This is a genomic window from Cupriavidus sp. GW822-FHT02D05, assembly GCF_058802485.1.
This window is the reverse complement of sequence record NZ_JBXAOE010000025.1, coordinates 95533-121443: the sequence shown is the minus strand read 5'-3', so window position 1 is coordinate 121443 and position 25911 is coordinate 95533. Positions and strand designations below refer to the sequence as shown.

General features: G+C 67.0%; 23 protein-coding genes. 5 read left to right on the top strand and 18 right to left on the bottom strand.

Annotated elements, in window-relative coordinates:
• Positions 1 to 342, bottom strand: a 342-nt coding sequence (locus AC1RQK_RS28990) for a citrate/2-methylcitrate synthase (RefSeq protein ID WP_492812666.1), incomplete at its 3' end; no start/stop codon positions are given.
• 65 nt (positions 343 to 407) lie between these two features.
• Positions 408 to 1316, bottom strand: a complete 909-nt coding sequence (gene prpB / locus AC1RQK_RS28985; RefSeq protein ID WP_006163986.1) for a methylisocitrate lyase — start codon at positions 1314 to 1316, stop codon at positions 408 to 410.
• 287 nt (positions 1317 to 1603) lie between these two features.
• Here prpB and prpR point away from each other — a divergent pair, with 287 nt between their 5' ends.
• Entirely contained in the window at positions 1604 to 3619 is a 2016-nt protein-coding gene (prpR, locus tag AC1RQK_RS28980) for a propionate catabolism operon regulatory protein PrpR (protein ID WP_492812663.1), read from the top strand.
• A gap of 5 nt (positions 3620 to 3624) precedes the next feature.
• Here prpR and AC1RQK_RS28975 read toward each other — a convergent pair whose 3' ends face one another.
• The 10 genes from AC1RQK_RS28975 to AC1RQK_RS28930 all read right to left on the bottom strand — a co-directional run bounded on the left by AC1RQK_RS28975 (position 3625) and on the right by AC1RQK_RS28930 (position 15102).
• A complete protein-coding gene (locus AC1RQK_RS28975; protein ID WP_492812661.1) occupies positions 3625 to 4635 on the bottom strand; it encodes a cysteine synthase A in 1011 nt (336 codons plus the stop codon).
• Positions 4636 to 4805: 170 nt separating this feature from the next.
• Positions 4806 to 5129, bottom strand: a complete 324-nt coding sequence (locus AC1RQK_RS28970; RefSeq protein WP_253931705.1) for a putative quinol monooxygenase — start codon at positions 5127 to 5129, stop codon at positions 4806 to 4808.
• Positions 5130 to 5269: 140 nt separating this feature from the next.
• Positions 5270 to 6733 carry an N-acyl-D-amino-acid deacylase family protein gene (locus AC1RQK_RS28965; protein WP_492812658.1) on the bottom strand — a complete coding sequence of 488 codons (1464 nt, stop codon included), beginning with the start codon at positions 6731 to 6733 and terminating at the stop codon, positions 5270 to 5272.
• A gap of 48 nt (positions 6734 to 6781) precedes the next feature.
• Positions 6782 to 7774 carry an ABC transporter ATP-binding protein gene (locus tag AC1RQK_RS28960; protein WP_492374549.1) on the bottom strand — a complete coding sequence of 331 codons (993 nt, stop codon included), beginning with the start codon at positions 7772 to 7774 and terminating at the stop codon, positions 6782 to 6784.
• Positions 7771 to 8811: an ABC transporter ATP-binding protein gene (locus AC1RQK_RS28955; RefSeq protein ID WP_492812656.1), complete on the bottom strand. Its 1041-nt coding sequence runs from the start codon at positions 8809 to 8811 to the stop codon at positions 7771 to 7773. The genes AC1RQK_RS28960 and AC1RQK_RS28955 overlap by 4 nt, the downstream gene beginning before the upstream one ends.
• Positions 8812 to 8825: 14 nt before the next feature.
• Complete coding sequence (locus AC1RQK_RS28950; protein ID WP_492812654.1) at positions 8826 to 9728, bottom strand: ABC transporter permease; 903 nt, start codon at positions 9726 to 9728, stop codon at positions 8826 to 8828.
• Between the two features lie 41 nt (positions 9729 to 9769).
• Complete coding sequence (locus tag AC1RQK_RS28945) at positions 9770 to 10705, bottom strand: ABC transporter permease (protein ID WP_174428592.1); 936 nt, start codon at positions 10703 to 10705, stop codon at positions 9770 to 9772.
• 54 nt (positions 10706 to 10759) lie between these two features.
• Positions 10760 to 12343, bottom strand: a complete 1584-nt coding sequence (locus tag AC1RQK_RS28940) for an ABC transporter substrate-binding protein (protein ID WP_492812652.1) — start codon at positions 12341 to 12343, stop codon at positions 10760 to 10762.
• An 82-nt stretch (positions 12344 to 12425) separates the two neighbouring features.
• A complete protein-coding gene (locus AC1RQK_RS28935; protein WP_492812650.1) occupies positions 12426 to 13880 on the bottom strand; it encodes a M81 family metallopeptidase in 1455 nt (484 codons plus the stop codon).
• A 55-nt stretch (positions 13881 to 13935) separates the two neighbouring features.
• Positions 13936 to 15102: an NAD(P)/FAD-dependent oxidoreductase gene (locus AC1RQK_RS28930; protein WP_492812676.1), complete on the bottom strand. Its 1167-nt coding sequence runs from the start codon at positions 15100 to 15102 to the stop codon at positions 13936 to 13938.
• Positions 15103 to 15285: 183 nt separating this feature from the next.
• On the opposite strand from AC1RQK_RS28930, the gene AC1RQK_RS28925 reads away from it, so the two are divergent.
• Both AC1RQK_RS28925 and AC1RQK_RS28920 read left to right on the top strand, forming a co-directional pair.
• Positions 15286 to 15987, top strand: a complete 702-nt coding sequence (locus tag AC1RQK_RS28925; RefSeq protein WP_492812648.1) for a helix-turn-helix domain-containing protein — start codon at positions 15286 to 15288, stop codon at positions 15985 to 15987.
• Between the two features lie 79 nt (positions 15988 to 16066).
• The gene (locus AC1RQK_RS28920) at positions 16067 to 17278 is read left to right on the top strand and encodes an HD-GYP domain-containing protein (protein ID WP_492374556.1); all 1212 of its coding nucleotides are present in this window, start codon (positions 16067 to 16069) and stop codon (positions 17276 to 17278) included.
• 33 nt (positions 17279 to 17311) lie between these two features.
• Here the strand turns inward: AC1RQK_RS28920 and AC1RQK_RS28915 are convergent, their stop codons facing one another.
• Positions 17312 to 18979: an acyl-CoA dehydrogenase family protein gene (locus AC1RQK_RS28915; RefSeq protein WP_492812646.1), complete on the bottom strand. Its 1668-nt coding sequence runs from the start codon at positions 18977 to 18979 to the stop codon at positions 17312 to 17314.
• Between the two features lie 108 nt (positions 18980 to 19087).
• On the opposite strand from AC1RQK_RS28915, the gene AC1RQK_RS28910 reads away from it, so the two are divergent.
• On the top strand, positions 19088 to 19729 hold the full coding sequence (locus AC1RQK_RS28910) for a TetR/AcrR family transcriptional regulator (RefSeq protein ID WP_492812644.1): 642 nt from the start codon (positions 19088 to 19090) through the stop codon (positions 19727 to 19729).
• A gap of 88 nt (positions 19730 to 19817) precedes the next feature.
• Here the strand turns inward: AC1RQK_RS28910 and AC1RQK_RS28905 are convergent, their stop codons facing one another.
• The 5 genes from AC1RQK_RS28905 to AC1RQK_RS28885 all read right to left on the bottom strand — a co-directional run bounded on the left by AC1RQK_RS28905 (position 19818) and on the right by AC1RQK_RS28885 (position 23850).
• Complete coding sequence (locus AC1RQK_RS28905; protein WP_150990285.1) at positions 19818 to 20612, bottom strand: peptidylprolyl isomerase; 795 nt, start codon at positions 20610 to 20612, stop codon at positions 19818 to 19820.
• A gap of 4 nt (positions 20613 to 20616) precedes the next feature.
• Positions 20617 to 20931: a BolA family protein gene (locus AC1RQK_RS28900; protein ID WP_150990287.1), complete on the bottom strand. Its 315-nt coding sequence runs from the start codon at positions 20929 to 20931 to the stop codon at positions 20617 to 20619.
• A gap of 84 nt (positions 20932 to 21015) precedes the next feature.
• Positions 21016 to 21555: a septation protein A gene (locus tag AC1RQK_RS28895; RefSeq protein WP_174426400.1), complete on the bottom strand. Its 540-nt coding sequence runs from the start codon at positions 21553 to 21555 to the stop codon at positions 21016 to 21018.
• Between the two features lie 70 nt (positions 21556 to 21625).
• On the bottom strand, positions 21626 to 22072 hold the full coding sequence (msrB, locus tag AC1RQK_RS28890; protein ID WP_492374560.1) for a peptide-methionine (R)-S-oxide reductase MsrB: 447 nt from the start codon (positions 22070 to 22072) through the stop codon (positions 21626 to 21628).
• Between the two features lie 137 nt (positions 22073 to 22209).
• Positions 22210 to 23850: a protein adenylyltransferase SelO gene (locus tag AC1RQK_RS28885; protein WP_492812674.1), complete on the bottom strand. Its 1641-nt coding sequence runs from the start codon at positions 23848 to 23850 to the stop codon at positions 22210 to 22212.
• 316 nt (positions 23851 to 24166) lie between these two features.
• Between AC1RQK_RS28885 and AC1RQK_RS28880 the strand changes: the two genes are divergently transcribed.
• Positions 24167 to 25792 (top strand): 3-(methylthio)propionyl-CoA ligase, encoded by a 1626-nt coding sequence (locus tag AC1RQK_RS28880; protein WP_492374561.1) that lies wholly within the window; start codon positions 24167 to 24169, stop codon positions 25790 to 25792.
• The last annotated feature ends 119 nt before the right edge of the window (positions 25793 to 25911 follow it).

The window sequence follows — 25911 nt, the reverse complement described above, 5'->3', positions numbered from 1 at the left end:
GCCGAGCACGGACACGCCGGTGCGCATCACGTCCATCGGGTGGGCGCTGGCGGGCACCCATTCGAGGGCGGCCTTGATGTTGGCGGGCAGGCCGCGCAGGGCCTTGAGCTTGGCCTTGTAGGCAGCCAGTTCGGCGCGGGTGGGGAGCTTGCCGTGCACCAGCAGGTGGGCGATTTCCTCGAATTCGCAGGTCTCGGCGATGTCGAGGATGTCGTAGCCGCGGTAGTGCAGGTCGTTGCCGGTACGGCCGACCGTGCACAGCGCGGTATTGCCGGCGGTCACGCCCGACAGGGCGACGGATTTCTTCGGCTTCGGGGCGGCTAGCGGTTGCGCTTCGGACATGGGGGAGTCTCCTTGGGGTTGCTGTGCTCGTGTGCTCGTGTGCTGTTCGGGTGCTGCTGATGTGCTTACTTGGCCTTGCCCTGGGCAAACAGGGCGTCCAGTTTTTGCTCATAGGCGTGATAGCCGATGCTTTCGTACAGCTCGGCGCGCGTCTGCATGGTATCGACCACGTTCTGCTGCGTGCCGTCGCGGCGGATTGCAGCGTACACGTTTTCGGCGGCCTTGTTCATGGCGCGGAAGGCCGACAGCGGGTAGAGGACCATCGACACGCCGGCACTGCCCAGTTCCTCGGTGGTGAACAGCGGCGTAGCGCCAAATTCGGTGATGTTCGCCAGCACCGGCACCTTCACGGCGTCAACGAACTTGCGGTACATGGCCAGGTCGGTCATGGCTTCCGGGAAGATGGCGTCGGCGCCGGCTTCCACGCAGGCCACGGCCCGCTCGATGGCCTTGTCCAGGCCTTCCACGGCCAGCGCGTCGGTGCGGGCCATGATGACGAAGTTCTCGTCGGTACGGGCATCGACGGCCGCCTTGATGCGGTCGACCATTTCTCCCTGCGAGACGATTTCCTTGCCCGGGCGGTGGCCGCAGCGCTTGGCGCCGACCTGGTCTTCGATATGCATCGCGCCCGCGCCGAACTTGATCAGCGACTTGGTGGTGCGCGCCACGTTGAAGGCGGAGGCGCCAAAGCCGGTGTCCACGTCGACCAGCAGCGGCACGTCGCACACGTCGGTGATGCGGCGGATATCTGTCAGCACGTCGTCCAGGTTGGAGATGCCCAGGTCCGGCAGGCCGAGTGAGCCCGCGGCCACGCCGCCGCCAGACAGGTAGATGGCGCGGTAGCCCGCGCGCTTGGCCAGCAGGGCATGGTTGGCATTGATCGTGCCGACGACCTGCAGGGGATGCTCATCGGCCAGGGCCTGGCGGAAACGGGCGCCGGCGGAGCGGGCGAGGTCGGAAGTGGAGAAGGTCATGATCATCGCTTTAGGAGTGGACCGCTGATAAGCGCAAGGGGTGTGCCAGCCTGTTTTTGGCTGCGCGTCGGGCTTTGCGCAGGAGCGCGGGCGTAGGGCGGTGCCCTTGCCAGGCCTGGGCTGGCGGCGATTCCCGAGGCTTCGTGGCCGGCCCCCATGTTGCGTCGCTGATGTGTGATGAATTTCAAAAATGAAAGAACTGCATTTCAATATTGAAATGCAATCCGTGGGGGCGCACAATCTCAAGATTAGCGCCATCCGGCGTATCTGCAGCGTTTTCCGTCTCCATGCAATCCGGCATCCTCCCGCCCATTCCCCCCTCCGGCTCTGCCACGCCGGCCCGCCCGCGGATCTGGGCGATCGGCATCAGCCGCCTGTCCCGGGCCTTTGCCGACCTGATCCCGGCCTACGCCGCGCAGGCCGAGTTTCGCATCGTGGGCAAAGGCTATGCGGCCGCCGCCAGCGCCATCGCCCGGGAAGCGCGCGAGGGCAGGCTCGATGCCGTGGTGGCGGGCGGCTCCAATGGCGCCTACCTGCGCCAGCACGTCGATGTGCCCGTGGTGCTGGTCAAGGTGACCGGCTTCGATGTCATGAGCGCGCTGGCGACGGCGCGGCGCATCTCGCCGAAGGTGGCGTTGGTGACACACGCCGCTACCTATCCGGAGGTGGACGAATTCGTGCGGTCTTTTTCGCTGTCCATCCCGGCCTACACGTACCTGACCGAGGACGATGCCGCCGCCCGCGTGAAGGCCCTCAAGCAAGAGGGCGTGAAGGTGGTGGTAGGGCCGGGCATGGTGACCGACCTGGCGGACAAGATCGGCCTGATCGGCGTGTTCCTGTACTCAGGCAATTCGGTGCGGGGTGCGCTGGAGGATGTGATCGAAGCGGCTCGCTTGCGCCGCATCGAGTCCGGCCGGCGCGACTACGTCAACACGATCCTGGCTCACCTGAACGAAGGCGTGGCCGCGGTCGACGCGGACGGGCGCATCCAGACCTACAACCCGGCCATGGAGCGTTTTCTCGGCACGGCGCCGGCCGCTGCGCTGGGCCGCAAGCTGCAAGCGCTGGCCCCCGCGCTTTCGCTCGACGGCGTGATGCAAAGCGGCAGCAAGGAGCTCGAAGCCATCCACAAGCTTGGCGACAAGATGGTGGTGGTCAACCGCATCCCCATCGTCACCGAGAGCGGAGCCACCGGCGCGGTGCTGACGCTGCAGGATGCCAATGCCATCCATCGGGTCGACCGCAGCCTGCGCTCGCGCAGCCGCGCGCGCCCGGCTGGCGTGCGCTACAGCCTGGACGACCTCGCTGGCGCATCCCCGGCCATGCATCACCTGCGCGAACTGGCGCGGCGCTATGCGGCGGTGGATTCCACCGTGCTGGTGGGCGGTGAAAGCGGCACCGGCAAGGAGGTGCTGGCCCAGGGCATGCACGACGCCAGCCCGCGCCGCGTATTCCCGTTCGTGGCGGTCAATTGCGCGGCGTTCCCCGAGACCCTGCTGGAAAGCGAGCTGTTCGGCTACGAAGAGGGCGCCTTTACCGGCGCACGCCGCGGCGGCAAGGCGGGCTTGTTCGAGTCCGCCCACAATGGCACGCTGTTCCTGGACGAGGTGGGCGATATGCCGCCCGCGCTGCAGACCCGTTTGCTGCGCGTGCTGCAGGAAAAGCAGGTACTGCCGATCGGCGGCCTGGATGCCGTGCCGGTTAACGTGCGGGTGATCGCCGCCACGCACCGCAACCTGGGCGAACTGGTCCGGCAGGGCAGCTTCCGCCAGGATCTCTATTACCGCCTCAATATCCTGCGCATCGAGATGCCGCCGCTGCGCGAGCGCGCCGGCGACCTGCCCGAGCTGGCGGAACTGCTGTACCGCCGTGCCCAGGAACGCCTGGGGCAGCCGGCGCCACAGCCGCTGCCGCAAGCGGTGCGGGCGAGGCTGGCGGGCTATGCCTGGCCGGGCAATATCCGCGAGCTGGAAAACGTGACCGAACGCATCGCCGTGCTGGTGGCGGGGCGCAAGCTGGCGCCCCGGGATTTGCTCGCGGAATTGCAGGCGGCGGCGCCGGAGTTATTTGGCACGGAGCCGCAGGGCGATCCTGCGCCGCTGGCTAGCTGCTTGCGCAGCGCGGGAGGTACGGGAGGTGACGATTCGACTGAGGCCGGCTCGCTCGCGGGCGTGGCACGCGTCAGTCAGGCCGAGCATATCCGGCGCGTGCTGGCGCAATGCGGGGGCAACCGCGCCGCCGCCTGTCATCAGTTGGGCATCAGCGCCACGACCCTGTGGCGGCGCCTGAAAGAGGCGCCGTAGCCGTGTCACGGCTGCGCCGCGTGCCGTGACACGACGGGCTGCGGCGTCAGCCCCTTGGCCGCCAGCCAGTCCGCATTGAACAGGCGCCCGGCATACAGGTCGCCGCGGTCGCACAGCAGGGTAACGATGGTGTGGCCCGGCCCCATCTCGCGGGCCAGCCAGGCCGCCGCCGCCACGTTGATGCCGGACGAACCACCCACCCATAAGCCTTCCTCGCGCAGCAGCCGGTAAACCATGTCGACGCAAGCCTGGTCGTCGATCCGGACCGCATCGTCGATCGGGGTGTCCGCCAGGTTGGCCGTGACGCGGCTGGAGCCGATCCCCTCGGTGACGGAGTTGCCCTTGGCCTTGACCTCGCGGTGCTTGACGAAGTCATACAGCCCGCTGCCGTGCGGATCGGCCAGCACGATGCGCACGGGCGGGTTGCGCTCCTTCTCCTTCAGGAAACGCGCGACGCCGGCCAGCGTGCCGCCAGTGCCGGTGGCACAGACAAAGGCATCAACCTTGCCGGCGGTGTCGTGCCAGATTTCCGGACCAGTGGTTTCGTAGTGCGCCTGGCGGTTGGCCAGGTTGTCGAACTGGTTCGCCCAGATGGCGTTTTCCGTCTCCTGGGCCAGGCGTCCGGCCACCCTCTGGTAGTTGTTGGGGTCGGCGTAGGGCGCTGCGGGCACCGGGTGCACCTCGGCGCCGAGCAGCCGCAGGCGGTCCATTTTTTCCGGGGATTGGGTGTCGGGGATCACCACGATGCAGCGGTAGCCGCGCGCGGCGCAGAGATGCGCCAGGCCGATGCCGGTATTGCCGGCGGTGCCTTCCACCACGGTTCCGCCGGGCTTGAGCGCGCCGCGCCGCTCGGCGTCGCGGATGATGTAGAGCGCCGCCCGGTCCTTGACCGAGCCGCCCGGATTCAGGAACTCAGCCTTGCCGAGGATTTCGCAGCCGGTCTCCTCGCTCAAGCCTGCCAGCCGGATCAGCGGTGTATGGCCGATGGTGCCGACGAACCCATCCTTGACGTCCATGATGCACTCCGGGTGTTGCGCTCCGGATGTGTTGGAGCGTCACTCAAAGTGATAGATCGGCGTTGGGGGAATGACAAGGCGTGCCGGGAAACCCGCATCGCGGACGGGTTCGGCTTCAGCTGGAAAAGCGGGCTTTGCGCTACTTTGGGATGGCGGCACCAGGGTGGCCGTCAGGCAGCGTTCAGCCACCGGAAATTGATGTCGCCCTCAAGAAATTCCTGTCGGGTGGCGTGAAAGTCACGCACATATTCGCTGTTGAGGTGCGATTCCAGCGCATGCCTGGAATTCCACTCCATATAGAGCACAAACACCTCGGCATCCTCGGCGTCTTCTCCCACGTGGTAGCGCAGGCAGCCGGGTTCCATGGCGCCGCGCAGGCGCAGTGCGGCCAGCTTGGCAACCAGGACCTCACGGCGGTGAGCCTTGGCGCGCGCAATTCCGACAAGCGTGTACGTTGTGGACATGGTGTGAACGGCAAGCGTGTGGCGCGCCATTGTAGCCGTGCGGCGGGGCCCTGGGCGGAATGTCCGAGGGCATTGGCCGGATAATTTAGACGGGTTGACAAGTCCCCGCCTGGGCGATAGCGGTGTGGCCAGCGGTCCCTGCAGGGGCCGGCTGGCAATCCATCGCCCCGCTAGTCCTGCCGTGCCTGCCGTGTGATGACCTGCCCGTTGCGCGCGCCGCTGTGCGCGCCGTGCTGCCAGGTAATGGCGCCGTTGACGATCACGGTGTCGATGCCTTCGGCCGGGCGGGTGGGGGTTTCGTAGCTGGCGGCATCGCGCACGTTCTCGGCATTGAAGACGACGATATCGGCATGGTGGCCCACCTCCAGCGTGCCGCGTTGATGCAGGCCGAAGTTGCGCGCCGTCAGCCCGGTCATCTTCCAGACCGCCGTTTCGAGCGGGAACAGCCCGATCTCGCGGCAATAGTGGCCGAGTACGCGTGGGAAGGTGCCCCACAGGCGCGGATGCGGGCTTGCGCCAACGGGAATGCCGTCGGAGCCGATCATGGTGTCGTCGAAGGCGAGGATGCGCTGGACGTCGTTTTCGTCCATCAGGAAGTAGACCGCGCTGCCGGGTTGCAGGCGGCGCGCCGCCTCGTCCTTGGCCACGCCCCATTCCCTGGCGATGTCGTCGAGATCGCGGCCCGCGCATTCGGGGTGCGGCTGGCTGGCGGAGATCAGCACGCGGCCTTCGAGCATGCCGCGGTCGGTGCGGATCATGGTGGAGCCGGCCGTGTACGGGTAGCAGTCGAGCGAGACGCACTGGTGCTTCATGGTTTCACGGATGAATGGCAGCGTGACCTGGCTCCTGCCGAAGTTCGCCGTGTTCTGCACCTTGTGGTGCGACACCACCACCGGCACGTCGAGCTCGCGGCCAATGCGGAAGGTCTCTTCCAGTGACTGCATGACATGGTCGGACTCGTCGCGCATATGCGTCACGTACAGCGCCTTGCGCGCGCTGAGTGGCCGGCAGACCTCGATGATTTCCTCGGTCGTTGCCTTGGCGGCGGGCGGGTAGAAGGTGCCGGTCGACAGGCCGATCGCGCCGGCCTGCATAGCCTCCTCGACCAGCGCCTGCATGGCGGCGATCTCTTCGGCGTTCGCTGGCCGGTCCAGCGCCGGCATGGTGACTGCGCGCAAGGTCGAATGCCCGACCATCGCCGCCACGTTGACGGAGCTTGGCGTGGCGCGCAGCGCATCGAGGTAAGCCGCGAAGGTGGCGAAGCGGCCCTCGGCCGGCGAGTCGATCAGGCTCAGCGGCATGGGCAGGTCCATGTCCGCGCGCAACGGGGCGGCGCTGATGCCGCAGTTGCCGGCGATCACGGTGGTGACGCCCTGCGAGACCTTGAAGGGCATGGTGGCCTGCGACAGCACGGCCTGGTCGTCATGCGTGTGCGCATCGATGAAGCCGGGGGAGACGATCTGGCCCGCCGCGTCCAGCGTGCGGTCGGCCGTGTGCCCGGTCAGGTTGCCGATCGCCGCGATGCGGCCGCCGCGCACGCCGATATCGGCGGCAAAGCGGGGGGCCTTGCTGCCGTCGATCACGGTGCCGCCAGAGATCAGCAGGTCGTAGTGCGTGGAATCAGGGTTGGACATCGGGTTCCTTTTTTTGGTTTGTAGCGAGTCGGTCAGCGGGGCAGCGGGTCAGCGGAAGTGGCAGGCTACCTGATGCCCACCGCCGGCGGAGGGCCGTTCGGTGAGGGCGGGTGACTGTTCCTTGCATACGGCTTGCGCCAGCGGGCAGCGCGTGTGAAAGCGGCAGCCCGACGGCGGGTTGGCCGGGCTCGGCGGGTCGCCTTGCAGCAGCAGGCGCCGGGCCGGCGTGCGCGGATTGGGCACTGGCACCGCGGACAGCAGGATCTCCGTGTACGGGTGGCGCGGCGCGCTGAACAAGGTGTCGCGGTCGGCTAGCTCCACGATCTGGCCGAGGTACATCACAGCGACCCGGTGGCTGATATGGCGCACCACGGCAAGATCGTGCGCGACGAACAGGTAGGCGATGCCGAGTTCGGCCTGCAGGTCCATCAGCAGGTTGACCACTTGCGCCTGCACCGAGACGTCGAGCGCCGACACCGGCTCGTCGCAAACGATCAGCTTGGGGTTAAGCGCGAGCGCGCGCGCGATGCCCAGCCGCTGCCGCTGGCCGCCCGAGAATTCGTGCGGGAATTTCTTGGCCGCCTCCGGGCGCAGCCCGACCTTGCTGAACAGCCACTGCACGCGTTCGCTGCGCTCGGCACGCGAATGCATGCCGAAATTGCGCAGCGGCTCGCTGACGATCTCGCCAGCCGTCAGGCGCGGGCTTAGCGAAGCGTAGGGGTCCTGGAAGATGATCTGCAGATCCCGCCGGCGCAGGCGCATGGCGTTTGCCGACAGGCCCAGCAGCTCCTCGCCATCGAGCTGCACCGAGCCGGAGGTGGGCTCGACCAGGCGCAGCACCGACTTGGCGGTGGTGGTCTTGCCGCAGCCGGATTCGCCGACCAGCGAGAGCGTCTCGCCGCGCTCGACGGTGAAGGACACGCCGTCCACCGCCTGGATGGGCGGCTTGCGCGGTGCCAGCCAGCGCTGCGGCGCGAGGTAGTGCTTCTTGAGCCGGTCGACCTTGAGCAGGGGTAAAGGCGAGGCAGTGGGGGTGCTCATGCAATGGCTTCCTGGGCTGGCTGGTTGTATTCGATGCGGCCTTCCTCGATCGCGAAGCAGGCCACCGCATGCTCTGTGCCGTGGCGCGTGAGCTGCGGGATCTCTCGCGCGCAGCGCGTGTCGGCATGCGGGCAGCGCGCCGCGAACGCGCAGCCGCGGCGTGCTTCCTGCGGCGATGGCACCAGCCCGGGGATTTCGGCCAGGCGCTGGCTGCTGGTATTCATCGAAGGCATCGAGGCCATCAGCGCGCGGGTGTAGGGGTGCAGCGGGCGGTCAAACAGGTCGATGACGCTGGCTTCCTCGACCTTGCGCCCGGCGTACATCACGATCACGCGGTCGCAGCATTCCGCCACCACGCCGAGGTCGTGCGTGATCATCACCACTCCCATGCCCAGCTCTTTCTGCAGGCGGCGGATCAGGTCCAGGATCTGGGCCTGGATGGTCACGTCGAGCGCGGTGGTGGGCTCGTCGGCGATCAGCACTTCGGGGTTGCAGGCCAGCGCCAGCGCGATCATCACGCGCTGGCGCATGCCGCCGGAGAGCTGGTGCGGGTATTCGTTGACGCGGCGCTCGGGCTCGGGGATCTGCACCAGCCGCAGCATTTCCACCGCGCGCTTCAGCGCATCGGCACGGCTTGCACCTTGGTGCAGCTGCACCGTCTCGGCAATCTGCCGGCCGATCGTGAGCACCGGGTTCAGCGAGGTCATCGGCTCCTGGAAGATCATCGAGACGCGGTTGCCGCGGATGCGGCGCATCTCGCGCTCGCTGAGTTGCAGCAGGTCGGTGCCGCGCAGCCGCACGGCGCCGCGGATACGTGCCGGCGGCGTGGGCAGCAGCCGCATGACCGACAGCGCGGTCACGCTCTTGCCGCAGCCGGACTCGCCGACCACGCCAAGCGTCTGGCCGGCGCGCACGGTGTACGAGACGCCGTTGACCGAGCGGGCCGGGCCGGTGAGCGTGTCGAAATGGGTGTGGAGGTCGTACACCTCGAGCAGCGGCTCGCCGGTGGCCAGGGCAACGCGGGACATTGTCGTCATTGGTGAGCGCCCTTTCAGAGTTGCCGCGCCAGGCGCGGATCGAGCGCGTCTCGCAAGCCGTCGCCCAGCAGGTTGATCGCCAGCACCGTCGCGGCCAGCAGGATGCCGGGGTAAAGGATGATATGGAACGCCACCGCCACGAAGTTGCGGCCCTCGGCCATCATGTTGCCCCAGCTCGGTGTCTGCCCGGGCACGCCGACGCCGAGAAAGGACAGGGCCGCTTCCGTCAGCACGGCGGCGGCGGCCACGAAGGTGGCCTGCACGATCAGCGGCGCCACCATATTGGGCACCACATGGCGCGCCAGGATCACCGGCAGGCGGGTGCCCACCGCATGCGCCGCCTCGACGTAGAGCTGCTCGCGCAGCGTGAGCGCCAGCGAGCGCACCAGCCGCACCACGCGCGGGACCTCGGGGATGGTGATGGCGACGATCACGGCCGTGAGGCTGGCCTGCGTGACGGCCATCAGCGCGATCGCCAGCAAGATGCCGGGGATGGCCATCAAGCCGTCCATCACGCGCATCACGAAGGAATCGGCCCAGCGCACGAAGCCCGCGGTGAGGCCGAGCAGCACGCCAAAGACGGTCGCAAGCAGGCCGACGGAAAGGCCGACGACCATCGAGACGCGCCCGCCCCAGACCGCGCGGCTGAACACATCGCGGCCGAGCGCGTCGGTGCCGAACCAGTGCTCGGCCGAAGGCGGCTGCATGCGCGCTAGCGGATCGATATCCTGGGGATCGAAGGTGGCGATCCAGGGCGCGCCGATGGAGAGCGCGGCAATCGCGGCCAGCAACAGCGCGCCGACGATCAGCGTGGGGTGCTTGCGCGCCCAGTGCCAGCGCGGCAGCACGAAGGGGGGGTCCTGCGGCATCGCCGGGCTGGGGGCGGCGCCATCGGTCAAGGGCAGGGAGGTGGACATGGTGGCAGGTCTCGCGGCAAGGATGGGATTGGTACCGGATGTCAGTACTTGATGCGCGGATCGAACAGGCGGTAGCTCAGGTCGATCATCAGGTTGATCAGCACGTAGACGCCGGCCGAGATCAGCAGCACGCTCTGGATCACCGGATAATCGTGGCGCTGCACCGAGTCGACCACCAGGCGGCCGACGCCGGGAATCGCGAACACGGTCTCGGTGACGACCACGCCGCCGATCAGCAGCGCGATGCCCATGCCGATGGTGGTGGCGATCGGGATTGCCGCATTGCGCAGCGCATGGCCCAGCACCGGCAGCACGCCCAGGCCTTTGGCGCGCGCAGTGCGGATGTAGTCCTCGTGCAGCACCTCAAGCACGGTGGCGCGCGTCATGCGCGTCACCAGCGCGATATAGACCAGCGCCAGGTTGACGCAGGGCAGGACCAGGCTGCGCAGCCATTCGCCGATGCCGTCGGCCAAGCGCGCATAACCCTGCACCGGAAACCATGGCAGTTGGATGGCGAAGGCATAGACCAGCAGGTAGCCCACCAGGAACACCGGCAGCGAGAACGCCAGCACCGCGAACAGCATCACCAGCCGGTCGATCCAGCTGCCGGCGCGGTAGGCCGCAAGCGTGCCCAGCGGCACCGCGACCAGCAAGGTCAGCAGCATGGTCAGCGCGGCGATGGAGGCCGTGGGTTCCAGCCGCTGCGCCAGCAACCGGGCCACCGGCACCTGGGTGAAGATCGAGGTGCCGAGATCGCCGGTGGCGAGCCGGCCGAGCCACAGCACGAACTGCCGCCAAAGCGGCAGGTCCAGGCCCAGCGCGCCACGCAGTCTGGCGATGTCGTCGACCGTGGCAAGGTCGCCCGCGATCAGTGCAGCCGGGTCGCCCGGCGACAAGTGGATCAGCAGGAATACCACGATGGCGACCACCGCCATCACGGGTAGCGTCGCGGCCAGGCGTCGGAGCAGGTAGCCCATCGTTGTGTCTCCTCGGTGGGTCGTTCTTCGTTTTTCGTTCGTCGTTCGTCGTTTCTACTTGTCGAGCATCCAGACCGTGGGCATGCCAGCCCACAGCTTGTCGACGCCCTTGAGGCTGGTGCGCGCCGCGAAGGCGGCCGAGTACTGGCCGGCATTCACATAGGGCACGGCCTCATAGGCGCGCTTCTGGAAGGCATCGAGCAATTCCTTGCGCTTGGCCGGCACGGTCTCGCGGATCCAGGCGGTGCGTAGCGCATCGAGCGGCTTGTCGCAGGGCCAGCCCGGTAGGCTGTTGCCGCAGGCGGCGCTGAGGTAGGCGTTGGTGATCGGCGAATTCGAATCGAACTCGCCCGCCACCGTCACGTACATGCTCCAGCCACCGGCCTCGGGCGCATCGCGCTTGGCGCGGCGCGCACCGATGGATGCCCAGTCCATGTTCTGCATGTCCACGTTCATGCCCATGCTGCGCAGGGTCTGCGCTGCCATCAGGGCCTCGGCGTTGAGCTGGGGCACGTCGGTCGGCACCAGCAGCACCACCTTCTCGCCCTTGTAGCCGGCCGCGCCGAGCAACTGCTTGGCGCGCGCCAGGTCGGCCTTGCGGTACGGCTCGGCGCCGGCCGTCGTATCGTTGGGGCCGCCGCAGATGAAATAGGTGGCGCAGTAGTTCATGCGCATATCCAGGGGATAGCCCATGGCCGCGGTGAAGCGTTCCTGGCTCACCGCCTGCAGGAAGGCCTGGCGGACCTTCGGGTTATTGAAGGGCGGATGGAGCTGGTTCATCACCAGCACGCCCTGGTAGGCGCCGCCCGAGCCGATCTTGACGCTGGTGTCGGCACGCAGCGGGGCGATGTAGTCCGGCGGCACCTGCTCCACCAGGTCGACCTCGCCGCGCTTGAGCGCCGCGATGGCGCTGTTGGCATCCGGCAGGTAGAGCCATTCCACGCGGTCGAACTGGCTCTTCTTGCTGCCGGCGAGACCGCTTGCCGGTTCGCTGCGCGCGACGTAGTTCGGGTTGCGCACGAAGACCGCCTTGTTGCCCGGTACCCATTCGTCGCGCTTGAAGACGAAGGGGCCGGAGCCCATCACCTCGGGCAGCGGCGCGGTGGCGGGCATCCTGGCCAGGCGCTCCGGCAGGATCACCGGCGGAAAGCCCGATGGCTTGGCCAGCGCATCGAGCACCATGCCAAAGGGCTCCTTGAGCGTGAGCGTGAAACTGCGCGCGTCGAGCGCCTTCCATTCGGCGCCAGCGTCGCCCATGGCGCGGCCCAGGCTGTCGCGCGCGCCCCAGCGCTGCAGCGATGCGACGGCGTCGGCCGCGGTGACCGCGCTGCCATCCGAGAACTTGAGGCCGGGGCGCAGGGTGAAGCTCCACTGCTTGCCATCCTTGGCACTGCTGTACTTTTCCACCATCTGCGGTTGCGGCTTGCCGCTCGCGTCCTGCGCGAACAGCGTGTCGTAGACCATGTAGCCGAAGTTGCGCGTGATGTAGGCGGTGGTGAAGGTCGGGTCGAGGATCTTCAGGTCGGCATGGGCCACGACCTTGAGCGTCTTGGTCTGCGCCAGCACGGGAAGGCTGACGCTGGCCAGGACGAGCGCGCTCGCCGCGAGAGCGGTGCGCAGGGTGGGATTCGGTTTCATGGGCGTGTCTCCGTTCTTGTTGTCGTTGTTGTCGTTGTTGTCGTTGTTATGGTTGTAGCCGTTGCTAACCGGCGCGCGGCGCTCAGGCCGCCGCCGCGTCGAGCGGCCACTTGGGCCGGCGCACCTTGCGGTAGGGCAGGGTCGTGAGGTCGAGCGTCACGGCGCCGGGGGCGCCTGCGTAGATCACGTGCTTGGCCACCGTCGAAAACGAGGCGTAAAAATGCTGCGAGGACTTCACCACGATGATCTTCTTGCGCGCGAGGTCGCAGCCCAGTTGCGTGAACAGATCCGTGCCCATCGCCTGGTTGCGCAGGGTGATCAGCACGATGTCGATGCCGTTGGCTTCCACCAGCGCGCAATCGCCCATCTGCACCGGCGTGTTCGACAGGCCGGTCATCACCATGTTGGGCAGGAGCGCCTTGATCGTGCAGTCCAGGTCCAGCGGATCCCCCGAGAGCGGGCTGATCTTGCCGCCGATGCGCATCGCCAGGCGCGCGTCCACACCCGCGTCAAAGGCGATGCGCACCGCGATCGGGTCCCACAGCGGGCCGACGGCGGCGTTGGCGATGCCGCGCTCGATCATGCGGCGCGGGATAAAGGTGGAGTCGCTCGCCGCGCCGCCCCCGGGATTGTCGGCGCCGTCTGCCAGCACCACCGGGCCGCCGTCGAAGGCCAGGGCCTCGTCGAGCGAGGTGTCGATGTCCGGATAGCGCACCGTGAGCGCCTCGCGCATGCCGATCAGCTCGTCGGCCAGCCGGCGGGCCAGCGCATCGGCCTGGGCCTGGTTGCCATCGGTGTAGACCAGCACCTTGGTGCCCATGCCGGGCACGTCTCCCCACGAGAAGCCGTGGGCGATGGAGACCGACAGCACGCCGTCGCGGCCTTCCAGCGACTGGATGCGGTCCACGAAGCCGCGCGCCGGCTCGCGCGAGGTATGAACGGTAACGATCATCTCGCAGTCGACCACGGCAGCCACGGGGCGGACCTTGCCTTGCACCTTGGCCGCGCACAGGTCGACCAGTTCCAGGGCGCGCTCCAGCACGTCGGTGTGCGGGTATTCCTTGAAGGCGATCAGCACGTCGGCGTGCTCCACCATCTCCGGCGTCAGGTGGCTGTGCGGATCGAGTTCCGCGCCGATCACCACCTGCGGCCCGACGATGGCGCGCACGCGCTGCAGCAAGTCGCCTTCGCAGTCGTCGTAGCCATCGGCCACCATCGCGCCGTGCAGGCCTAGCAGCACCATGTCCACGGGCAGCGCCGCGCGCAGGTCGGCCAGCAGTTCCTCGCGCAGGGTTTCGTAGGCATGGCGCGTGGTCGTGCCGCTGGGCTGCGCGCCGGCTACCATGCCTTCGGACAACTGCCAGCCGCGCTCCTTGCCGTGCAGCCGGGCGGCCCACAGCGGGCCGGAGAAGAACGTCATCTGCTCGGGATGCTGGCCAGCCGGGAAGTAGCCGCGGTCCCTGAAGGACGCGAGGCCTGTCGGCATCGGCCCGAAGGTGTTGGTTTCGGTGGCGAGGGAGGCACTGAATACACGCACGGTGGTGAACTCCTGGTCAATTTGGCGATTGGCGATTTGGGGGGGGGGACGCGATTCAGGTCGGGCCAGCGAGGCGGCGCAGCCGCGCGGGCCCTAGCATCTCGGCGGTCAGGCCGAACGATGCGGGATGCGCGGGCACGGGCAAGCCGCGCGCAAGCGCGGCGCAGGTTTCGCCCATGGCGGCCGAAGTCTGGATGCCATAGCCGCCCTGGCCAGCGACCCAAAAGAAGCCGGGTGCCGCGTCGTCAAAGCCGCCGACCAGGTCGCCGTCGGCGACGAAGGAGCGCAGCCCGGCCCAGGTGCGGGTGGGGCGGCGGATCGACAGCGATGTGGCTTCCTCGATGCGGTGGATGGCGAGCGCGATATCCATTTCCTCGGGCTGGATGTCTTGCGGCTCGACCGGATCGGCATTGGCCGGCGAGCCCAGCAACATGCCGGCATCGGGCTTGAAGTACCAGTCCTCGCCGGCGCCGAAGACCATGGGCCAGTGGTCCGTATCCATGTCCGCGGGCGGCGCGAAGATGAACGCGGAGCGGCGGCGGGGCTCGATTCCCAGCGGCTGCACGCCGGCCAGTCGCGCAATGGCGTCGACCCAGGCGCCGGCGGCGTTGAGCAGCACGGGCGCTTCGTATACAGCCCCGCCCGCTTCCACGCGCCAGTGGTCCCGCACGCGCGCAATGGCGCTGGCTTCGGCATCGCACACCAGCTTGCCGCCGGCCTGGCGCATGCCGCGCAGATAGCCTTGGTGGATGGCATGCACATCCATGTCCGCGGCGTTGGGCTCATACACGGCGCCCAGCACCTGTTCTGGCCGCAGCGCCGGCACGCGCTCGCGTGCTTGCTCGGCGCTCAGGCGGCGCGCATCGGGGTCCATGGCGCGCAGCACCTCCCAGTGCGCTTCGAGCAGCGGCAATTGTCCCGGGCCGGCGATCATGAGCGCACCGCGCGGGGTGAGCAGCGGATGCGAGGCAAAGCCCGGCGGCGGGTCCTGCAGGAAAGCGCGGCTTGCCATGGTCAGCGCGCGTACCTGTTGGGTGCCATAGCTCTCCATGAAAAGTGCCGCCGAACGGCCGGTCGAGTGGTAGCCAGGCTGGGCTTCGCGCTCGAGCACGATGACGCGGCCATGCGGCGCGAGCCAGTGCGCGACGGACGCGCCGGCAATGCCACCCCCGATGACGAGGTAGTCGGCTGAGATCGGCGAAGCAGCGTGAGTTGTGCGCATGATGGTGGTGGGGCTGAGCGCGCTCGTGGGGCGCTGGTGCTTTGGAATGCGAGTGAGTGTATTCAAGAATTTGCGAATATGCAAATTGCGGATACGCAAATTTTGCACTAAAGTGAGCGGCATGGGATGTACCCGGCTGCGCCGTCTGATAGCATCCGCTCCAACGGAAAAAAGGACGCAGGCTTGAAAACACACATCGCCCCGGGGCGCGGCAGCGACGATAGCGACGAGTCGCGCACGCTCGACCGCGAGACCTTTGGCAAGCGTCTGCGCAGTGCGCGCAAGGCCTTTGGCTGGACGCTGGCACATCTGGCCGAGCTGTCGGGCGTGTCGATCACCACCATCTCGCGCGCGGAGCGCGGGCAACTGGCATTGGGCTACGAGAATTTTGCCGCGCTGGGCAAAGCGCTGCGGATGGACATGGGCTCGATGTTCGCGGGCGCCGGCGCGAAGACTGCGCCATTCCAGGGACCCGTCGTGACGCGGTCAGGCGAGGGCGTGACCTACCAGGGCGTGTCGTATTCCTATGAATTCCTCGGCACCGAGGCGGTGGGAAAGCAGATGATTCCGGTGGTCAGCACCGTGCACGCGCGCCGTATCGCGGGGCCCGAGGATTTCGCGCGCCATCCCGGGGAGGAGTTCGTGTACGTACTCTCCGGCGAGATCGAGGTGCATTTCGACGGCGGCGAACGGGTGCATCTGGCGCGCGGCGACTCGCTGTACTTCGATGCCCGCATGGGCCACGCCTACATCAGCCTCAGCCGCCAGCTCGCGCGGATCGTCGGCGTGATGACCAGCGAAAGCAGCTTCATGAAGTCCGCCCAGGCCGGGGAGATGGAAGCCGCGCCGAAACCTGCCGCCAAGCGGCCGCAGGGTAAGGGTTGAAGCGTTGAAGCCCTAAAGTATTCCGTCTCCTTGCCGTTAAGCGGCCACGCCTTATTCAATCTGTACGCGAGGAGCTGGCATGCTGAAACGGATCAAGACCCAACAGCTTCAAGTCGGAATGTTCGTGGCCAGGGTGGGGGGGGCATGGCTGGAGCATCCCTTCTGGCGGTCCCGGTTCCTGGTGAATAGCCAGGAACAGATCGACCAGATGATCGCCTCCAAGGTCGAGGAGGTCTGGATCGATCTGCTCAAGGGCAAGGGTGTACCGCCGCCCGCGCAACTCGCGGCATCGGGATCCTTGAGCGTGAAGCCCGTCGCCGACGAGCCGGCCGGCGCCGTGCCGCAGTCGGGGGTGCCGCTGGAGGTGGAGTTCGGGCTGGCCCGGGAGGTGATGAAGAACGGCAAGGCGGTGGTCGGGTCGATGTTCACGAATGCCCGCATGGGCCGGGCGCTGGAGGTGGAGGGCGCCCTGATGCTGGTCGACTCCGTATCGAATTCGCTGACCCGCCATTCGCAGGCCCTGATCGCGCTGGCGCGGCTCAAGGTGCGGGACGACTACACTTATCTGCATTCCTTCGCGGTCTGCGCGCTGATGATCGCGCTCGGCCGCACCCTTGGCCTGGACAATGCCGCGGTGCAACAGCTCGGGCTGGCGGGCCTGGTGCACGATATCGGCAAGATTTCCGTGCCCACGCACGTGCTGCACAAGCAGGGCGAGATGACCGCCGCCGAGGTAGCGATGGTGCAGCGCCATCCTTCGGTGGGTTACCGCGTCCTCAACGAGGCCAAGCTCTACAGCAATATTCCGCTCGATGTCTGCATGCACCACCACGAGCGCATCGACGGGCGCGGCTACCCGTTTGGCCTGCATGGCAACGAGATCAGCGTGCACGCCAAGATCGCCGCGGTGTGCGACGCCTATGATTCCCTGACCTCCAACCGGCCCGGGCACCAGGCGTGGACACCAGCGCGGGCGCTGGAGTATATGGCGGTGCGGGTGGATACGCTGTTCGATCGTACCGTGTTCCAGGCCTTCACCCGGTCCATTGGCATCTATCCGTTGGGCACGGTGCTGCGCTTGCGTTCCGGACGGCTGGCGGTGGTCTTCGCGCAGAACGACAACGAGCCGCTGCGCCCGCAGGTCAAGGTGTTCTACTCGGTGAGCGAGGCCGCTCACCTCGGCCCCGAGACGCTCGATCTGCGCGAGACGGAGGACACCGTGGTGGGGTTCGAGGATCCGGCGCAATGGGGCTTTCGCGACGAGCAGTTGCTGGAGCTCTGCGCGGCTTGATCCCGGCCACGGTGCGGCAATGCCATGCTGGCGTCAGGCGGCCCAGGCCAGCTCCACGATGCGCGCGGCATTGCCCCCGCCCGCGCTGATACCCATGACGGCGCCCCATTCGGGGTCGAAGCGGCTGGCAAGGAAGGCGTCGGCTGTGGCCGCATCGGCATGCTGGAGCATCAAGCAGGCCTGGGCGGTCAGCACCAGCCGCGTGGTGGTGCGGCGTGCCTCGGCCTGCTGCTCTTCCTCGGGCAGGCGCAGCGCCGCGCGCAATGCCGCCACGCTGGCCTGGATGCGCGGCTCGTCCGCGCCGACCACGCTCATGTGTTCCAGCACCCGCAGGTAGTCGTCCGGGTTGCGGCCGATGGCGCGTAGCACGTCCAGGCACATCACGTTGCCGGAGCCCTCCCAGATCGAGTTCACCGGGGCTTCGCGGAACAGCCGGCCCATGGGGCCATCTTCCACATAGCCGTTGCCGCCGAACACTTCCATGGCCTCGCCGGTCATCTCCACCGCGCGCTTGCAGATCCAGAATTTGGAAGCGGGCGTGAGGATGCGGCGCCATGCCAGGCGGGCGGGGTCGTCGGTGGCTTCGAAGGCGGTGGCCAGGTCCATCGCCAGCAGCATCGCTGCCTCCGCCTCCAGCGCCATGTCGGCCAGCAGCCTGACCATCAGCGGCTGGCGGATCAGCGGCTTGCCGAAGGCGCTGCGGTGGCGCGCGTAGTGCAGGGCCTGCACCAGTGCCTGGCGCAGGAAACCGGCGCTCGATAGCGAGCAGTTAAGCCGGCTATACGTGGCCATCTCCAGGATGGTGGGAATGCCGCGGCCTTCCTCGCCGACCATGATGCCCCAGGCAGCGCGGAACTCGACTTCGCTGCTGGAGTTGGAGCGGTTGCCCACCTTGTCCTTCAGGCGCTGGATCTCGATGGGGTTCTTGCTGCCGTCGGGGCGCCAGCGCGGCACGAAGAAGCAGGAGGAGCCGGCCTCGGTGTTCGCCAGCACCAGGTGGGCATCCGACATCGGCGCGGAGAAGAACCACTTGTGGCCGGTGATCAGGTACTCGGCTCCACGCCCCTCGCCGCGGCTGGGCATGGCGCGCGTGGTGTTGGCGCGCACGTCGGAGCCGCCTTGTTTCTCGGTCATGCCCATGCCCACGTTGATCGCGTGCTTGTGCTCGATGGGAAGGTCGCGCGGGTCGTAGGCCTGCGTCAGCAGCTTGTCGCCGAACTGCGCGAACAATCCCGGCTCCTTGCGCAGCACGGGGATGCAGGCCTGGGTCATGTTGGTGGGGCACAGCGAGCCGGACTCGATCTGGCTATGCATATAGAGCGAGGCCGCGTAGGAAGCCCAGGCCGAGGGGCGCGTATCGGCGAAGGGCAGGTTGGCCAGCCCGCTGCGGCGCGCAATGGTCATGAGCGCCTGCCAGCCCGGGTGAAAACGCACCTGGTCGATGCGCTCGCCGATGCGCGAGTGTGTGTGCAGCTCGGGATGATGGCGGTTGGCATCTTCCGCATGCCGGATCGTTTGCTCGGCGCCGAGCACCGCGCCCTGGCGTTCGAGTTCCCCCTCGTTCCATCCCGCGCCGGCGCGGGCAACCGCGCGGCGGATGCCGGGGTCGCTGGTGTAGAGGTTGTAGTCCTTGAGCTCCGGGACCTGGTTGGTGATGACGTGGGTGGCGTGCGTGGCGTGCGTGGCGTGGGTGGCGTTCATGGCGGGTTGTCTCCTTGGGCCGGGCGGCCGGGCTTGCCGCCACCCGTTAGATTCGAAAGGTCATTCTAGATAGAATGGCCAGCCTGCATGTTCGGCTTTCGGAGCACCATGAACCCACAGCAAAAAGGCCCGGCGAAGCCGCGCCGCAGGCCGGTGCAGTCGCGCTCGTGGCAGACCTCCCTGGCCATCCAGGAGGCCTTTGTTCGGCTTTTGGCCGGGCAGGACTATGGGCACGTGACGATCCGCGCCATCGTGGACCTGGCCGGCGTGGGGCTGGGGACGTTCTACGAGTACTTCGGCAGCAAGGAGGAGCTGGCACAGGTATGCCTGCACCTGCGCGCCAAGCGGATCGTGCTGGCGATGGACGCCGGACTGACGCAGTGCCGGGGCGAATCGATGGCGGCCATCGTGGATGCGCTGATCGCCGTCAACGTAGAGCACCACCGGGAGACGCCGGAGCGCTGGGGGCCGATCTACCTGCTGGAGCGGCATTACTCGGGGCGCGCGGCCTACCAGAAGATGTACGCACGGTTTGTGAACGGGTGGAGCCGGGCGCTGCTATGCGCGGCCGACGCGCCGCAGGCCGCGGTGGTTGAGGAGGCCTCGGTGACGCTGCAGGCCATCGTCTATGGCCTGATCTCGCATGCTTGCATCGATGAGGGGGAGGGGATCGATTTCTCGCGGCTGATGCGACAACTGCGGGGCGCAGCGCATGGATACCTGCGAACGCTTGGCGGGCAGGAAGGTTGAAGGGAGCAAACCAGCGGTATCCCGCTCGCGCAAATGAAAACCGGCGCCATCGGCGCCGGTTTTCTCGTCACGGCAAGCCCGGGTCCACTTACTGGATCTTGGCCTTGTCCTTGAGCGACTTCATCATTGCCTGGAACTGCTCGCGCTGCCAGTTCTGGTCGCCCATCAGCATCTGCACTAGCTGCGGCTTGACTTCCTCGAACGTCGGGATCTTGGCGTCGCGGGTGTCGTCGAGCTGGATGATGTGCCAGCCAAACTGGGTCTTGACCGGGGTTTCGGTCATCTGGCCCTTCTTCAGCGCGGTCATGGCGGCCGAGAACTCCGGCACGTAGCTGCTGCTGTTGGCCCAGTCGAGGTCGCCGCCGTTGGCTGCGGAGCCCGGGTCCTTGGACGAGGCCTTGGCCATGTCTTCGAACTTGGCGCCGGCCTTGATCTTGGCGATGATGGCGCGCGCGTCGGCTTCCTTCTCGACCAGGATGTGGCGGGCGTGGTATTCCTTGCCGCTGCCGAACTGGGACTTAATCTTGTCGTACTGCTTGCGCAGTTCGTCGTCGCTGGCGCCGTGGGTCTTGACGTAGTCCTCGAACACGGCACCGGCCAGCACGTTCAGCTTGGCTTGCTCCAGTTGTTCCTGCAGGTCGTCGCGCTGGGTCAGGCCGCGCTTGTTGGCTTCCTGCAGCAGCAGCTCACGGTCGATCAGCATGGTGCGGGCACGGTCGCGCAGTTCTGCGCTGGGAGGCTGTCCGGTGCCGGCTACGAGCTTGTCCAGCTTGGCCGAGGGGATCGCCTTGCCATTCACGACGGCGGCGTTCTGGGCGAGGGCGGGCAAGCTGCCAGCGGCAAGCACAGCCGCCAGGCTGAACGAGAGGACTGTGGTCTTCATGGAATCAGATCTGAGAGTTGCTCGAGGAATCGCGGGAGGTTTCGCGGGATTCAAGTTCTTGGTCAGTCAGCGCGGTCACCGCCAGCGCGTGGATTTGCGCGGGGAATAGATCGCGCAGCGCATCATACACCATGCGATGGCGCGCCACCCGGGTGCTGCCGGCAAATTGCGCGCTGACGATGGTGACGTGGTAATGCCCGCCGCCGGAGGCGGCGCCGGCGTGGCCGGCGTGCAGCGCGCTGTCGTCGCGTACTTCGATGCTGGACGGCGAAAGGGCTGCGCGCAGCAGGGCTTCGATTTGTGCGGGTTCTGCGGCCATCGGTGAATGCGTATCCTGGTGGGGCCCGGCCGGAGCCGGGAGATCAATCGAGGCAGGCGCGGCGGGCTGGGCCCGCCGGTGCGCTTACTCGGGGGTGTTTTCCTGCATGTGGCGGGACAGCCAGACGCTTTGTGCCAGGATGAACACCAGCATCAGGCCCATGCTGCCGAACAGCTTGAAGTTGACCCAGGCGTCGGTGGAGAACTGGTAGGCCACATAGAGGTTGACCACGCCCATCACGGCGAAGAAAGCGGCCCAGGCGGCGTTGAGCTTGCCCCAGGCGGCTTCCGGCATGGTGACCTGCTTGCCCAGCATGGCGCGGATCAGGTTCTTGCGCCAGATCAGCGCCGACAGGGTCAGCGTGGCGGCAAACAGCCAGTACAGCACGGTGGGCTTCCACTTGATGAAGGTCTCGTTATGCAGCAGCAGCGTGGCGCCGCCGAACACCGAGATGATCGCCAGGCTGACCCACTGCATCGGCTCGACCTTGCGGTGGCGCAGCCAGACCCAGCCGATCTGCACCACGGTGGCGGCGATCGCCACGCCGGTGGCGGCATAGATGCCAGCGAACTTGAAGGCGACGAAGAACAGGATGACCGGAAACAGGTCGAACAGGAATTTCATGCGAACAGGATTGAGCGACGCAAGGTCGAAGGCTTGGTTGGCGGCGAACCGCCGCGCGGGCGGTTCGGGCTTAGCGCGGCGTGTCGGGCGATGTCGGCGCGGCGTCACCCGCGTTGAGGTCGGCAGGGTCGCGCTGGTCGAATTTTAGCGCAGCCGAGTTGATGCAGTAGCGCAAACCGGTGGGCGCGGGGCCATCTTCGAAAACGTGGCCAAGGTGGCTGCCGCATTCCTTGCAGCGAACCTCCACCCGGACCATGCCGTGCGTGTGGTCGGTGTGCTCGTCGATCACCTCGCCGTTGATCGGGCGGAAGTAGCTCGGCCAGCCGCAACCGGCGTCGAACTTGGTGCTGGCTTCGAACAGCGGCGTGCCGCAGCCGACACAACGGTAGGTGCCGCGCTCCCAGTGATCCCAGTAGCGGCCGGTGAAGGGCCGCTCGGTGGCGGCTTCGCGGGCAACGCGGTACTCGATGTCGGAGAGTTGCTCGCGCCACTCGGCTTCGGTTTTTTGCGTGGTCATAATCGGCTTTCCTTTCTCGTTGGCCGGGAGACTTGGCCGGCGCACAGCTTGTTGCGCAGCCCGCTTTTCGTCACCCGAGGCCAGTTGGTCGTTTCTTGCCTGTCAAACCTTACGGTGCTTGCAGTGGTGCCGCGCCTTCACGACGAACAGCTCACTTCCAGCCCGGCTGCCCAGTCCGGCGGCAGCGCGGCGTAGCCCTCGGCCTCCGGCTGCTCGTCGAACGGGCGCGACAGCACGGCCAGCAGGTGATCCACCTCGCTGAAATCGTTCTCGCGCGCGCGCTGGATGGCGGTTTCTGCCAAGTGGTTGCGCAGCACGTACTTCGGGTTGACCGCCAGCATGGCCACAGCGCGCACGGCGTCAACGGAGTTCTCGGCACGCAGGCGGGCGCGGTAGGCCTCGGCCCAGGCATCCCACGCCGCGCGGTCCAGGAACAGGTCACGCACCGGGGCATCCTGGCTGCCATCGGCGCAGGAGATGCGGGCGAGGTTGCGCCAAAACAAGGTGTAGTCCACACGCTGGGCGTGCATCAGCTGGAACAGGTCAGTCAGCAGCGGCTCGTCGTCGGCATCGGGGCCGCCCGTCGGGCGCAGGCCAAGCTTGTCCCGGTATTGCTGGAAGAAGGCTGCGGCATAGCGTTCGCGGAACGGATCCAGCGCGGCGCGCGCGGCTTCTACCGCGGCGTCGGTGGCCGCTTTGCTGGTTTCGGCGTCGGCCTTGCCATCGCCCTCTCGCCACAGCGGCATCAGTGCCTGGGCCAGGCAGTGCAGGTTCCAGAACGCAACCTGCGGCTGCTGGCTGTAGGCATAGCGGCCTTGCGAATCGGAATGGTTGCAGATGTGGTTGGCGTCGAACGCATCGAGGAAGCCAAAGGGGCCGTAGTCGATGGTCAGTCCGAGGATCGACATATTGTCGGTGTTCATCACGCCATGGCAGAAGCCCACGGCCTGCCACCTGGCCATCAGGTCGGCGGTGCGCAGGGAGACTTCACGCAGCAGGGCCTGGTAGGGCTGCTTGTCGTCGCGGCACTCGGGCATGAAGCGGTCGATCACGAAATCCGCCAGCTGGCGCAGCGAGCCGAGGTCCTCGCGGGCCGCGAAATGCTCGAAATGGCCAAAGCGGATAAAGGACGGCGCCAGGCGCGTCACCACGGAGGCGGTCTCGATGGTCTCGCGGCGCACCGGGGCGTCCGATCCGATGATGCACATGGCGCGCGTGGTGGGCACGCCCAGCGCCTGCATCGCCTCGGAGCACAGGTATTCCCGGATCGAGGAGCGCAGCACGGCGCGGCCATCGGCCATGCGCGAGTAGGGCGTCATGCCGGCGCCCTTGAGCTGGATTTCCCAGGGGCCGGAGGCGGTGCGCGCCTCGGCCAGGCGTATCGCCCGGCCGTCGCCCAACTGCCCCGCCCAGACCCCGAACTGATGGCCGGAGTACACGCTGGCGAGGGGATCGGCCCACTCGGGCACGTGATTTCCTGCAAAAGTTTCGATGAAGCTACGCTGCGTTGCGGCATCCGCATCCCAGCCCAGCAACCCGGCTGCGGAGGCCGACACGCTGACCAGCCTGGGGGAGGGTAGCGGCGTCGGCGCGAGCCGTGTAAAGAAGCGCGGGCCGAGTTCCGCAAAGCCAGGCACGGCAGTGAACGGCGGCCGCGGCTCGGCAGCATTCAATGGGGCGGGGCCGGCGGGGTCTGGCAAGGCTTGGGGGGCGTCGGTTGGCTCGGGAGAGTTCACTGGGGCATCACTATGGGTGGCTGGGCGGTGCAGCGCCGGCATGTCGGATTTCGCGCAAGTGCGCTTGCAGGCTAGGGAAAACGACATGTTGAGGTGCAACATGGCAGGCGTTATTGTACTTCCACGCCGTCATTCGCATCTCTGACCGTCGTTGTCACCACAATGTTTCCGGATATCCCTTGAATCCCGCCCCTGGCGCACCGCCATGGTGCCGGGGTGCAGCCCGCCGGCCTCCCGGATATGGCGCTGCACAACGGATTCCCGTTGACGTTTCATCAATGGATGGCAACAATCGGCCCAAAAATAGAACGGTTGTTCGTTTTTTTGACGGATTTCGAAAATTACAGGAGACTATTCCATGGCATTGATGGGTCAAATGATGAGCGAACCCCTGCTCATTTCCTCCATCATCAAGCACGCCGCACGCCACTATGGCGGCACGGAAATCGTCTCGCGACGGACCGAAGGCGATCTGCACCGTTATACCTACCGCGATTGCGAGCTGCGCTCGCGCAAGCTGGCCCAGGCCATCGCCGCGCTGGGCGTGCAGTCGGGCGACCGTGTTGGCACGCTGGCCTGGAATGGCTATCGTCACCTGGAGATCTACTACGGCGTATCGGGCTCGGGAGCGGTATGCCATACCGTCAACCCGCGCCTGTTCCCAGAGCAGGTCGCCTACATCATCAACCATGCCGAAGACCAGTACGTGTTCTTCGACGCCACCTTCCTGCCACTGGTCGAAGGCGTGGCGGCGCATTGCCCGGGCGTGAAGGGCTGGGTGATGATGAGCGACCGCTCGCACATGCCGGCGCAAGCCAAGGTGCCGCTGCTGTGCTACGAGGACCTGATCGACGCGCAGGACGGCAACTACACGTGGCCGCAGTTCGATGAGAACACGGCCTCCAGCCTGTGCTACACCTCCGGCACCACCGGCAACCCCAAGGGCGCGCTGTATTCGCATCGCTCCACCGTGCTGCACTCCTACGCATCGGCGCTGCCGGACGCGCTGGGCTGCTCGGCGCGTGACGTGATCCTGCCCGTGGTGCCGATGTTCCACGTCAACGCCTGGGGTCTGCCGTATTCGGTGCCGCTGGTGGGCGCCAAGCTGGTGCTGCCGGGCGCCAAGCTGGACGGTGCTTCGGTCTACGAGCTGTTCGAGAAGGAGAAGGTGACCTTCTCGGCCGGCGTGCCCACGGTATGGCTGGGCCTGCTGCAGCATGTGCAGGCCAACAATCTCAAGTTCTCCACCTTCAATCGCACCGTGATCGGCGGCTCGGCGGCGCCGCCCGCCATGATCCGCGCGCTCAAGGCGCTCGGCGTGGAGACCATTCACGCCTGGGGCATGACGGAGATGTCCCCGCTGGGCACGTCCTGCAAGCTGCTGGCGCGCCACAATGACCTGCCGGAAGACGAACAGCAGAAGATCCAGGAAAAGCAGGGCCGCGTGATCTACGGCGTGGACATGAAGATCGTCGACGGCGACGGCAACGAGCTGCCCTGGGATGGCAAGGCGTTCGGCGACCTGCACGTGCGCGGCCCCTGGGTGATCGAGCACTACTACCGCAACGACGCGTCGCCGCTGGTGGATGGCTGGTTCCCCACGGGCGACGTGGCCACCATCGACCCCGACGGCTACATGCAGATCACCGACCGCAGCAAGGACGTGATCAAGTCCGGCGGCGAGTGGATCTCCTCGATCGATATCGAGAACGTGGCGGCCGCCCACCCGGCGGTGCATATGGCGGCCTGCATTTCCTGCTATCACCCCAAGTGGGACGAGCGCCCGCTGCTGGTGGTGATGAAGAAGGCCGGCGCCGAGGTGACGCGCGAGGAATTGCTGACGTACTTCGAAGGCAAGGTCGCCAAATGGTGGATCCCCGACGACGTTGCCTTTGTCACCGAGATTCCGCTCACCGCTACTGGCAAGATGCAGAAACTCAAGCTGCGCGAGCAGTTCAAGGACTACCGCCTGCCGGCGGCCTGACCCCAAGGCGGCCATAGAGCCGCCAATGCTTGCCGGGCGTTGATGCCGGCGATTGCAGGACAGGTTTGCGGCGCGCGCGGTCTTGGGAGAGAGCGCCGCCGCGAATCGGGATCAACCAC